Source organism: Mesorhizobium sp. M0802 (genome assembly GCF_040320115.1).
Lineage (GTDB): Bacteria > Pseudomonadota > Alphaproteobacteria > Rhizobiales > Rhizobiaceae > Mesorhizobium.
The window spans coordinates 1-10781 of sequence record NZ_JAMYOY010000040.1; the positions used below are offsets into that span (position 1 = coordinate 1).

General features: G+C 58.8%; 10 protein-coding genes and 2 pseudogenes. 7 read left to right on the forward strand and 5 right to left on the reverse strand.

Features of this window, described 5'->3' with window-relative positions:
- Positions 1 to 242 precede the first annotated feature (242 nt).
- The 4 genes from NKI10_RS30265 to NKI10_RS30280 all read left to right on the forward strand — a co-directional run bounded on the left by NKI10_RS30265 (position 243) and on the right by NKI10_RS30280 (position 2834).
- Positions 243 to 482 carry an enoyl-CoA hydratase-related protein gene (locus NKI10_RS30265; RefSeq protein WP_352862567.1) on the forward strand — a complete coding sequence of 80 codons (240 nt, stop codon included), beginning with the start codon at positions 243 to 245 and terminating at the stop codon, positions 480 to 482.
- Positions 483 to 492: 10 nt separating this feature from the next.
- Entirely contained in the window at positions 493 to 1005 is a 513-nt protein-coding gene (locus NKI10_RS30270) for an enoyl-CoA hydratase-related protein (RefSeq protein WP_352862560.1), read from the forward strand.
- A 904-nt stretch (positions 1006 to 1909) separates the two neighbouring features.
- Entirely contained in the window at positions 1910 to 2176 is a 267-nt protein-coding gene (locus NKI10_RS30275; RefSeq protein ID WP_352862561.1) for a transposase, read from the forward strand.
- Between the two features lie 133 nt (positions 2177 to 2309).
- Entirely contained in the window at positions 2310 to 2834 is a 525-nt protein-coding gene (locus tag NKI10_RS30280; protein ID WP_352862562.1) for a hypothetical protein, read from the forward strand.
- On the opposite strand, the gene NKI10_RS30285 is transcribed toward NKI10_RS30280, so the two are convergent.
- The 3 genes from NKI10_RS30285 to NKI10_RS30295 form a co-directional block, all read right to left on the reverse strand.
- Positions 2803 to 4572 carry a hydantoinase B/oxoprolinase family protein gene (locus tag NKI10_RS30285; RefSeq protein WP_352862563.1) on the reverse strand — a complete coding sequence of 590 codons (1770 nt, stop codon included), beginning with the start codon at positions 4570 to 4572 and terminating at the stop codon, positions 2803 to 2805. The genes NKI10_RS30280 and NKI10_RS30285 overlap by 32 nt on opposite strands.
- Complete coding sequence (locus NKI10_RS30290) at positions 4565 to 6616, reverse strand: hydantoinase/oxoprolinase family protein (protein WP_352862564.1); 2052 nt, start codon at positions 6614 to 6616, stop codon at positions 4565 to 4567. The genes NKI10_RS30285 and NKI10_RS30290 overlap by 8 nt, the downstream gene beginning before the upstream one ends.
- 298 nt (positions 6617 to 6914) lie before the next feature.
- Positions 6915 to 7166 (reverse strand): hypothetical protein, encoded by a 252-nt coding sequence (locus tag NKI10_RS30295; RefSeq protein ID WP_155924286.1) that lies wholly within the window; start codon positions 7164 to 7166, stop codon positions 6915 to 6917.
- On the opposite strand from NKI10_RS30295, the pseudogene NKI10_RS30300 reads away from it, so the two are divergent.
- Positions 7149 to 8132: pseudogene (locus NKI10_RS30300) on the forward strand (IS481 family transposase). The gene NKI10_RS30295 and the pseudogene NKI10_RS30300 overlap by 18 nt on opposite strands.
- Before the next feature lie 53 nt (positions 8133 to 8185).
- Here the strand turns inward: NKI10_RS30300 and NKI10_RS30305 are convergent.
- Both NKI10_RS30305 and NKI10_RS30310 read right to left on the reverse strand, forming a co-directional pair.
- Positions 8186 to 8617, reverse strand: coding sequence for a PaaI family thioesterase (locus NKI10_RS30305; RefSeq protein WP_023820113.1), 432 nt, complete (start codon positions 8615 to 8617; stop codon positions 8186 to 8188).
- A complete protein-coding gene (locus NKI10_RS30310) occupies positions 8617 to 9075 on the reverse strand; it encodes a hypothetical protein (protein ID WP_352862565.1) in 459 nt (152 codons plus the stop codon). Before NKI10_RS30310 ends, NKI10_RS30305 begins: the two co-directional genes overlap by 1 nt.
- A 440-nt stretch (positions 9076 to 9515) precedes the next feature.
- Between NKI10_RS30310 and NKI10_RS30315 the strand changes: the two genes are divergently transcribed.
- A complete protein-coding gene (locus tag NKI10_RS30315) occupies positions 9516 to 9932 on the forward strand; it encodes a hypothetical protein (protein WP_352862566.1) in 417 nt (138 codons plus the stop codon).
- A gap of 291 nt (positions 9933 to 10223) precedes the next feature.
- Positions 10224 to 10406, forward strand: a pseudogene (locus tag NKI10_RS30320) (MFS transporter); the annotation flags it as partial.
- Between the last annotated feature and the right edge of the window lie 375 nt (positions 10407 to 10781).

Genomic DNA, 10781 nt, shown 5'->3' on the forward strand with positions numbered 1-10781 from the left:
TGGAGGCCAACCGATACATCAACATGGACGACCTGCGCGAGCACAAGAAGCTCGCTCTGCGCCAAGCCGCATGACCAGCATCATGACCAGCATCATGGCCGCCCCTTTTTGCAGAACTTGACGCACACAACCGTCGCGGCAGCGTTACCGGTTAGAGCCGCCGTCCGGCACCAAGCACAAAGCACTGATCAGAAGACTGCCAATATGACCACACATAGTTAGCACTCAGTCGACAAGGACAAATACTCGTAGTCACGATAGACAACCCACCAGCAAATGCCATTTCTCGCCGTCTAAGCCGAGAGATGTATTCTGCCTTTGCAGCGTCTCAGGAAGACGAAGACGTACGAGTGGCAATCCTCACGGGTGCGGGGGACCGGATATTCAGCGGCGGTTGGGACTTGAATGAGGCGAGCAGTCCCGATCTCTATTTTGATCCGGAGGTTGGTGAGGGCCCGGGAGGGTTCGGGTGGCATTACTGAGTTCTGGGGTTTGACGAAGCCGGTAATAGCCGCGGTCAACGGATCCGCGGCCGGTGGAGGCTTCGAGATCGCGCTCGCGTGCGATATGATCGTAGCGGCCGAGCATGCGCGCTTCCTTCTCCCGGAAGCGCGGCTCGGGTTTGCCCACGGCCGGCGGTACGTAGACCTACATCGCCGTATACCATTCAACATCGCAATGCACCTCATGATGACAGGCGAGCCAATCTCAGCGTCTGAGGCCGCCAGATGGGGCCTTGTGAATGAGGTTGCCCCTCGGGGAGAGGCACTGGCAGCCGCCTTCCGTCATGCCAACAAAATCTGTGAATCTGCCCCGCTCGCTGTCGAAGGCCTCAAAGAAGTCATGCGCTACATATCGCACCTGTCTGCAAAGGACGGGTTTGCGGCGATCAGAAATCCGCCGGGTGAACTAAGAAAATCCAAGGCTTTAGAGGATTCGGAGGACAGCCGCGAAGGGGCTCGGGCCTTTATGGAAAAACGTAAGCCGCGGTGGAAGGGCAGGTAATTTACAAACCGTATGCCGTGCGGTGTACAGCAACTGTCGAGCGAATTGAGGAGCGGTGGACGCGTAACCCAGACGAAACGAGCGCAGCTCCCAGCGAAAGGTTCATGTGCGGATTCCGACGGTGCCGCCCAGTTGGTCTCTTTTCCTGGGCGACATTTGAAGCATGCGATTCGCTCGCGAGCCAAATTCGTTGTGCAGTGCATGCTGTGCAAAGCCTAGTGCCCGTCCCGCAATCGAAGCCCTCAGCGGACGATCTCCACCAATCCGCTATTAAGCCGATTGACGCGCACGAACCGTCCAACGCTCCTCGGTTCCTGTCGCAAAAGATTGCCAATCGCGCGACGCGGTCCTCTTTGGCCAGCACCACCGTATCCCCGTATCCTCGAGATCGCCGATGAGGACGCTGACGCCGCGCCGTCTGCTTATCTGGCCCCCCGAACATCTGTGGACACTCCCGTAAGTGCAAGAGGATTTTCCAGGTACGGTACTTTGCGCGTAGTTGGGTGCTGACATCTGTCCGGCCTCTGTTGCGATCATCTGATGCCCGACCCTCCTACACCTTCGACGCCTCGTGTTTGCGGTCGGTTTATCCGGCCGCTACCGGAGCGCCATGGACCCCGCCTTTCGGCAACAGCGCCGAAACGATGCGCGCCAGCTTGTTGGAAAGGGCGACGATCACAGTAATAAGCGACGCGCAAAGGGCACCTTGCAATAGTCCGATGAAGATGGGCGTTTTCCACCCATGACATTGGAATCTACAGAGGGCGATCTGGTCGGCAAATTGAGCGCTAGCGCGCCGGCCGCCGATGATGCAACGGAGTCCGGGCATTCGCGACAACGCAAGCTGTGGAGTTGCGCCGAGCAGTGGGCGTTGGTGGATTTGGCGAGCGCAGCGGGGTCGTAGGTGACCGAGGTCGCGAAAGCGTTCGGCGTAGCTCCATCACAGCTCTATGCCTGGCGCAAGCAGATGACCGGCGGCGAGCTCGAGGCCGATCAGGCCATCGCGACCTTCGCGCGGATCGAGGTGAAGGATCTGCCGGTGTCGAACGCGCCGCGGTCGATTGCCCGAACCCGGCCGGCAGGATCGTCGTGGCCTTTCCGAGCGGCGCGCGATTGCGCATCGACGGGACACTCGATCCGCCGGGGCTGCGTATCCTACTGGCGGAGTTGACCAGCCAACGAGATAGGTGACGCGTTTGGTTGTGAAGCGTGCATTCCGCTGGTCACGGCGCGTCACCGAGCCCGGACGATATCCCTGATCGATGAGAATCTCGGCGATTTCGGAAAAAATATGATTGTCGAGGATGTCATCGATCAGTTCGATGATATTGGGGTTCGTCTTGATCTGCTGGCTGGGGGATTTTGGGGTCACGGTGACGAGCGTCTGGGTTTTACCGCCCTTGAAGCGACTGAACCGTGGTTGTGCCTCTCTTCGGTGGTTTGAGGAGAGTGACGTCCTCAATGATGTGGGCAAGCAGGTGCTTTCGTTCGCGGTTCGGGGTGTCTGGATTGGTCCAGAGTTTTTTGAAGTCCGCCTGGACCGGGACAAAACACGATTGAATAGAACCGCACCACCCCTGACAGCTTCGCTTCGCAAGGTCGATCGCAAGGATACGCACCTGCGTCATCTGCCTTTCCTCCGTAAGCGCCACCATGGCGCGAAGCAGACATTACACCAACGCCAGCCGAAGGGGCATCCACCACCGCATCAGTTGACGTACTGGAGGTTTGGTTCATCACAATTTACCTTTATTGGCGCTTTTGTTGGAGCCAGCGTGGTGCTTGGCAGGTTCGGTTTCACGTCAGAATGTCTCTTCGATCCATATTGAGATCACTCTTAAGAACTGGTCTCGGCGGCATTAACCGTGACCTTTTAAAGGGGGGCTCGTCGATGAATTGCACATAATCACGAGTGGCGGCCTGCTCACTGACTTTGCCCGCTTTCACGTCGGCAATGATTGACGCGACCAATCGCTCTGCGGGCGCGCCATATCCGCCGGCACCCGGAGTTTCTATCACCGCGCTTGAACCCGCATTCAGCTGGATTTTACTTGCCTTCGAGTCGAGCTTTTCGCGAGCGCCATCGGGCCCCACGATGAAGAACGCGCCAGCCGCCCCTGAGGATCCTCCGAATACACCCCACGGTTGATGGCGAAATCTCTCTCCGACACCATTAAACTCGCAGTCGTGGCCGACAGGTTTTATAATGCGCCGGATGCCCATACCGCCCCTTTGGCGACCCGCGCCCCCCGTGTCCGCGAGTAAAGAATATTCCTCGACCCGCAGCGGATACTCGAGCTCAATGGCTTCAACGGGCAGATTCGACGTGTTGGTTATGTGGACTTGGACTCCATCTTTGCCGTCTCGCGTCGCTCGGGCACCCATTCCCCCACCTAACGTTTCGAGGTAGACATACATTTTTCCGGTGCGAGGATCAGTTCCTGTAAATACAGCAGACGTGTTTGCCCCATTTGCGGCACCAATGACCTTTTCCGGCACCACAGGAGCTAACGCCCCGAGCACACAATCGACGACACGCTGGCAGGAGTTCGCTCGCATTGCGACCGCTGCGGGGGCAACGCAGTTAACAAAACTTCCTTCAGGCGCAACGATGTCAATAGCATCAAAGATGCCCTGATTTGTCGGCACCTCACTGTCTAGCAGTGCCTTCAAAGAGTAACAGATTGCAGACTGCGTTGCGTTATATGTGAGATTGAAATTTCCTTTGACCTGGGGATCGGTTCCCGTGAAATCGAATTTTATCCGCTCACCGAATTTCTCGACCGTCAGCACGATCTTGATGTCTTTGGTAGCAATTCCATCGTCGTCCATAAAATCAGTGAAGCTGTATGAACCATCGGGAAGGGCGGCAATCGCTCTGCGCATGCGAAGCTGGGTGCGTGATACGATCGCGTCAAATATCTGACGAAGCTTCTCGCTGCCGATATCGGTGACCAAGTCAAGCAGACGCCGTTCGCCAAGCCGGCAAGCGGAAATTTGCGCATTAAGATCACCGCGACGTTCGTCGGGCAACCGCATGTTTAGGAGGAGAAGACGCATCACATCATCGACCCGCTCTCCACGGCGGTAAAGACGTACTACCGGAATACGCAGTCCTTCCTTGTAAATTTCGTCGAGACCACCCGACATTGAGCCGACGGCTGCCCCTCCGACATCAGCATGGTGAATGATATTGGCAACAAATCCAATGAGGTGGTTGCCGTCGTAAACAGGCGCGGCCATATTGATATCTGGAAGGTGCGTGCCGCCTGCCACATGGGGATCATTCGCGATGAAAAGGTCTCCTGGCGCGATATCATCGCCGTACAGCGCCATGATTTCCTTCATCATCCCCCCCATCGAAGCAAGATGGACCGGAAGCGACATTTCAGCTTGGACAATCAACCGACCTTTTGCATCAGCAATCGCCGTTGAATGGTCGTGGCGTTCCTTAACGTTGGAGGAGAACGCGCTGCGCATGATGGTGATGAAGCATTCATCAGCAATCGATTTCAGCCCGTTCCATGTTATCTCGAGCGTAATGGGGTCGATCTTAAAGTCAGACATCTGAAAGTTCCATGATGAGATTCAAAGCTTCGTCGACGCGGATGCTCGCGTCGGGCGGGACGACTGTTGTAGTATCAAGCTGTGTGATTATGGCGGGCCCGGCTACCACTGTGCCGACCGGCATTGTATTGCGGTTGTACAACGGCGTGCGTTCGGGGTTTTGTGGCGAGAACCAGACATCAACATGCTGGAAGGGCAAGGGCTCCTCGCTAGGCGGCACGGCAGTAGTGTCAGCTTGACTCAGGCGTGCCAAGGCTCGCAGCCGTACATTGATCATTTCGATCGGGGCATCTTTGTCACAATGTCCATAATTGCGAAGATACTCTTCGAAAAAAGCAGCTCGTAGGACCTCTGTATCGGGGCAGGTCGGTTCTTGCGCGCCGTTGTAAACCTCCACTGAGAGTTCATAGTTTTGACCTAGATAACGCATGTCAAAGGTCAGGATTACCTGGCGTGCCTCCGCACCAGCCGCCTCTGTCCTAAACCATTTGCCCGCCGCTAAATTGAGATCGTTGACGATACTTTGGACAAAAGTGAGATCGCTTCCGACTGCGGCTCTACAATTGGCAACAAAGTCCTCTTGCAAATCCGCGACAATCAGTCCTTCGGCGCAGAGGATTCCGGGAGCTCGTGGCACGATAATCGTTTTCATGCCGAGAGCACGGGCGACGTCCGCGGCATGCAAACCACCAGCGCCACCGAAAGGCATGAGAGCAAAGCGACGAGGATCGTAACCTTTTTCAACGGAAACTACGCGGATTGCCCGGGTCATGTTTGCGGTTGCAATACCGATAATGCCCATCGCAGCCTTTTCCAGGCTCACGCCAAGGGCGTCTGCTATCGGTTTGATCGCGGCCTGAGCGCGGTCTTTGTCAATGGTTAGGCCGCCGCCTGCCAGTTCCTTCGGCAACCGACCGAGAAGTACATTCGCGTCGGAAACGGTAGGCAAAGTGCCCCCTCGCCCATAGCACGCCGGACCTGGCACTGCCCCCGCACTCTCGGGACCTACTTTCATCAGGCCATCCGGGCCAATCTGAGCAATAGATCCGCCCCCAGCTCCAACGGTGTGAATATCAACCATGGGCAGGCGGATACGGAACCCGGAAATATCCCGCGTGTTAGCAAGGGCTGTCTTCCCGTCTCGGATCAGGCAAACGTCAGTGCTTGTGCCGCCAATGTCCAGCGTTATAACATCGGTAATGGAAGACAGGGCGCCCGCGCCCGAAGCTCCGACGGCACCGGCAGCAGGGCCAGACAGGGCTGTGCGAACCGGAAGCTGTGCGGCACGTTCCACCGACATCAGCCCCCCACTTGACTGGAATATTCCAAATTCAGCGTTGGGCGCTACGGTCCGTACCTCTGATTGAAGCCGCTCCATGTAGCGAGAGACTTCTGGCTGTAGAAAAGCGTTGATGAGGGTCGTCGAGAACCTTTCATACTCGCGAAATTCAGGCTGAACCTCAGCGGAAACCGATACGAAGATGTTTGGAAACGCATTTCGCAGAGTTGCGGCAAGTCTAAGCTCATGCTCGTTATTCAAGAACGAAAAGATGAGGCAGACGGCGATTGCCTCGATGTCCTTTTCAGCACCAATTTGGTGGACCAATTTGTCGATAGCGGCATCTGTCAGCGGCGTAATAATTTGTCCCGTCGCTCCGATGCGCTCGTCGACCTCGAAACGAAGATGTCGTTCTGCCAGTGCTGGAGGAGCGTCGACCTGAAGGTCGTAGATAAGCGGACGTGTCTGACGTCCAATCTCCAGCAGATCTCGAAAACCGCGAGTGGTGACTACGGCAACACGAGCACCCTTCCGTTGTAGAAGCGCGTTGGTTGCCACCGTGGTGCCGTGAGCGAAACGGCTGATCTGATTGGGTGAGATCCCATGCCTCTCAGTAAGCTCCTTAAGACCATGCAGGACGGCGCGAGACGGATCGTCTGGCGTTGACGCTCGCTTATGAATCACCGTTCGTCCGCTTGAGACATCTTTCGCGCTGAAGTCGGTGAACGTCCCACCGACATCGCAGCCCACAATCCAATTTTCCATTGCTTCTACATAACCGGGGTTGAACCGAAACTTTGGGCATTAAGTATCCAAACTGGATACGTTGCAAGAGAAACTTTTCTGTTCGTCCGAATTGAAACGCCGCTAGTCTGACCGCGCTTAAAAAGTGGGTGCGCGCGTCTTTCGGAGGGTTTTGGAAAGGCTGTCAGTGAATCTGCAAGTTAATCGGATGCTGACGGCCACGTTGGCGGGGAGGATCAGGCCTTAAGTGATCAGCATTGGTCGAGATGGCTTCGCTCCCAAAAGCGGCGCACCAGCGCCAGTTCGAAGAGCAGCCCGATCACACAGACGACTGCCCGGCAAAGACCGCCGCGAGAAAGAAGCTGTCGGTAAGGGTCTGGAAGGTGAGCGCGAATAGGCCCCCAGTATGAAGCGAGCCGTGGCTGGAATTGACGAAGTCCAGGACGCCGAAGATCAACGTCAGGCCGGTGGCGACTAGGAAGAGCAGTACGCCCAGATGTTTGATCCCGGGCTTTGATGGAGCATCCTTGAGTTCCGAATCAAGGGAGGCACTATGGGCCAAGTTCTCCATGGGAGCGCCACGACGACAGAGGCGGTCCGTCGAGCGATACAGCATAGTCAAGAGAGCCTGAGAGCGCTGGCCAAGCGCTATGGGATCAATCAGAAGACAGTCGCGAAGTGGGAGACGCGAATCTCGGTCACCGATCTGCCGACCGGCCCGAGGGACCCGCGATCGACCGTGCTCTCCGTCGAGGAGGAGGCGGTCCCTTCCGACGCTACACGCTGCTGCCGCTTGATGACTGCCTCTATGCGCTGCAGCCGATGATCCCGCATCTGACGCGATCTTCATTGCATCGCTGCTTGCAGCGCCATGGCATCGGTCTCCTGCCGGATGTTGAAGGCGACAAGCCGGAAAAGAGGAGGTTCAAGAGCTACCCGATCGGCTACTTCCACATCGACATTGCCGAAGTGCGAACCGAACAGGGCAAGCTCCACATGTTCGTCGCTATCGACCGCACGTCCAAGTTCGCCTCGTCGCACTGCATGAAAAGGCCACTACCGCCGTATCGAGAGAGTTCCTGCTGCGGCTGATCGCAGCCGTCCCCTACAGAATCCACACCGTGCTCACCGACAACGGCATCTAGTTCACCAAGCCGGGCGCCGGCGGCTCGGCTGTGCCGCTCATCAGGGAGGCCATCGCCAACGGAGAACTCTTCCGCGCCCATGCCTTCGAATACGCCTGCGCCAGAAACGACATCGAGCACCGAACTACCAAGGCCAGGCACCCCTGGACCAACGGTCAGGTCGAAAGAATGAACCGGACTATCAAGGATGCCACCGTCAAGCGCTTCTACTACGAGAGCCATGACCAATTCCGCAGGCACCTTGCTGACTTCGTCGCAGCCTACAACTTTGCCCGCAGGCTCAAGACCCTTAAGGGCTCACGCCCTACGAGTTCATCTGCAAGGCATGGGCATCACAGCCCGAGCGGTTTAGCGTCGATCCGCTCCATCAAATCCCGGGACCAAACATCTAGCGGGAGGTCGTTCAAGCACCTGCTCGAAGACGAGAGCGGTCATCGGTTGTCCTTCATGGCGACGTTGGAGACGGAGGGGCGGCCGCTCTCACGAACTGTCCGGTGGCGCAGGCAATCATCCTGCCGTCCTGGAAGGCGGAGCCGGTACAGGTCGCCATTATGCGCCCGGCCTTGACGCTCTGCGCGACAACATAGACCGGGGATTTCGCATTGCCGGCCGCGAGGAACTTCACATCGAGCGCGCTGGTCACGGCTTCCGCAGCGAACGCCGCCTTCGCGGCCTCGTAGAGCGCGACATCGAACAGCGCCGCCGTCGCACCGCCATGGACGAAGCCGCCGGGATTGACGGCGGTCGGGCCGCTGTCCAGCCGAAGGACGAGACCGGTTTCGTTCGAGGCGACGCAGACCGTACCGAGCGATGTCAGAAGAGCATCATCCTCGCGAAACGGGCGGAAGCACAGTTGCGTGAAATCCGGCGCCTGCATTATATGGCCGTCTCAGTCTTCACCACCAACTTGCCGGTGACTTTGCAGTTGGGGATATCTTGAAGACCGTGGATGAGCCCGTCGAAGGGCAGGACCGCGGCGACATTGGCCCCGCTGCGCATCCGCTTTAGTGCCCATCGAAATAGATGTTGAGCGGCGCACCCATTACGGTCAGGTTCTCGTAGAACCGATGGTTGGCCTGGCGGCTGGGATGTCGCCCGAGGCGAAGCAGACCATGACGAGCTTGCCCGCAAAGCCGAGCCCGCGCGGTCAAGCCCCCGAAACATCGCGCTGCGCACCATGTCGATGACGACATACGCCCCGCGGTCGCCGCCGCCCCAGGCGCGGCGCACCTGCGCTTGGGAAGCGTCCATCTTTGATCCGTCATGCGCGGCAATGACGATCGCCTTCCCATCAGAGCAGGGCACCAGTTCCTCCTTCTCCTCAGAGGAGACCATGTCGACCGCATGGGCGCCGAGATTGGCGCAAGCTCCACCGCCGCGGCGCCGACGCTGCCGGTCGCGCCCTTGGCCACCACCCGGTGGCCCGCCTTGACGTCCGACCGGATCGAGACCGCGACGAAGACGGCGTTGAATACTGTAGCACCGGCCGCAGCGTCGACCTGATCCGCGAAGTCGCCGGAAAACACCTGGGCGAGAACCGGATCGCCGACCTTGAAGTCCACACGCCCTCGCCGACGGCGAGCATTGTGCCGGCGCGGTCACGGCCGGGAACGAAGGGCGGCTCGGCCGCTTCTGGTATTTTCCCGGCACCATCACCGCATCGGGGTAGTTGAAGCCGAAGGCATCGTTGGCGACGGCCATCGCATCTGAGGCTCTCTCAGCCCAATAGCGCAATGCGTCGATGAGGCTGTCGTATTGGTGTGACTCAAAAGCCGATGGCACTTCCGCGCGTTGTTTCAGCGTTCGGCCCCTTGTCATTATTTGCAGCATCGGCATCGCGGGAGGCCTTGCTGTTGCTGTTGGCGAATGCAGCCAACCGCCGGGGCGCACCACGCGGGCTGCTGGAGCTGCATGAAATGGTTGGTCGCCGGACAGACAATCACGGAGAAGCCGAAGCACTGCCATCGACCGGCCGAAGGCGGCGAGCAGCGGCAGGTCGAGCACGGGCGCTCATCGCCGAGGATGATCTGGACGGGCACGTCGACACGGGCGAAGTCGGCCCAGTGCCGGACGAGTTCCACGGCCGTAAGGAAATTCGACGCCTCGACTTCGACGGCGCAGGCGCGTTGCCAATCGGCATCGGCTGGCCGCAGCGTCGCGGGGGCAAGCTGGAGGATCGCGTCGGGGGGTGATCCCGTTGAAGTTGGGGGCGCGGCCGAAAGAGCACGCAAGTCCTCCAGACAGGAACTCCGGCCGGCACGTAAGGGAGCGCACTACAAGCTCCTCCTGCATGACGTTGACTTTTTCGACCAGGTCGGGCGCAGAGGGCGGCTCGAAAAGGCTAAGCGATGCTCGAAGGCGCGCGATTCCGGATCGGCGATAGTACCGACCGCAACGCCCTGATGCCGGCTGCGATCAGGGCGCGAATCAAATTGGTGGCATCGCCAGGTGCACCGCCATCGGGATTGTCGGTGTAGTCGCCGATGGCGCTGGGTTCGTTTGCCGCCGGTGCGGTGGTGGATGAATTCGGCGCCCGCAACGGGTTCTGGGTCTCGGTGGCGGCCGGCGTCATCGCATTGGTCACGGTGTTGCTGGGCCAGCGCAGCCTGGCCACCCACACATGCGAGCTGGACGGATGCGACGCGGCCGCCGTTCCCGCGGAGTAAGGACGCGGCCTGACGTTGGCTTTGGAGACCACCGCAAACGTTCGGAATTAGGTTGAGGCCTCTGGCGTCGTCATCACGGAGCGACGCGAAGCGAAGCGCAGACCCGAGGACCCATTCCGTTACCTTGACCGAAGGGTGCAGCGGAGCAGAATTCTGCACCGTTGCAACGCGTCGAAGTCGCGGCATGGGTCCTATGTCTGCGCCGCGTCGCTTCGCTCCTTGCTTCGCCATAGGATGACGACCGCGGAAAGGCTTCGGCCAATCACAAACGCATGTGACCTGCCCGCGCAATCAGCAACGGACCCGAGCCGGATGGAGCGGCCTCGCGGGCGATGCTGATGGTCTCGTCCATGGGGAGTAGCCGGACCGTTTCGC

Excerpts from the sequence above, each read along its gene's own strand:
- NKI10_RS30280 (WP_352862562.1), top strand. The coding sequence starts at position 2,310 with ATGTCATCGATCAGTTCGATGATATTGGGGTTCGTCTTGATCTGCTGG.
- NKI10_RS30285 (WP_352862563.1), bottom strand. The coding sequence starts at position 4,572 with ATGTCTGACTTTAAGATCGACCCCATTACGCTCGAGATAACATGGAAC.
- NKI10_RS30290 (WP_352862564.1), bottom strand. The coding sequence starts at position 6,616 with ATGGAAAATTGGATTGTGGGCTGCGATGTCGGTGGGACGTTCACCGAC.
- NKI10_RS30295 (WP_155924286.1), bottom strand. The coding sequence starts at position 7,166 with ATGGAGAACTTGGCCCATAGTGCCTCCCTTGATTCGGAACTCAAGGAT.
- NKI10_RS30305 (WP_023820113.1), bottom strand. The coding sequence starts at position 8,617 with ATGCAGGCGCCGGATTTCACGCAACTGTGCTTCCGCCCGTTTCGCGAG.
- NKI10_RS30310 (WP_352862565.1), bottom strand. The coding sequence starts at position 9,075 with ATGGTCTCCTCTGAGGAGAAGGAGGAACTGGTGCCCTGCTCTGATGGG.
- NKI10_RS30315 (WP_352862566.1), top strand. The coding sequence starts at position 9,516 with ATGGCACTTCCGCGCGTTGTTTCAGCGTTCGGCCCCTTGTCATTATTT.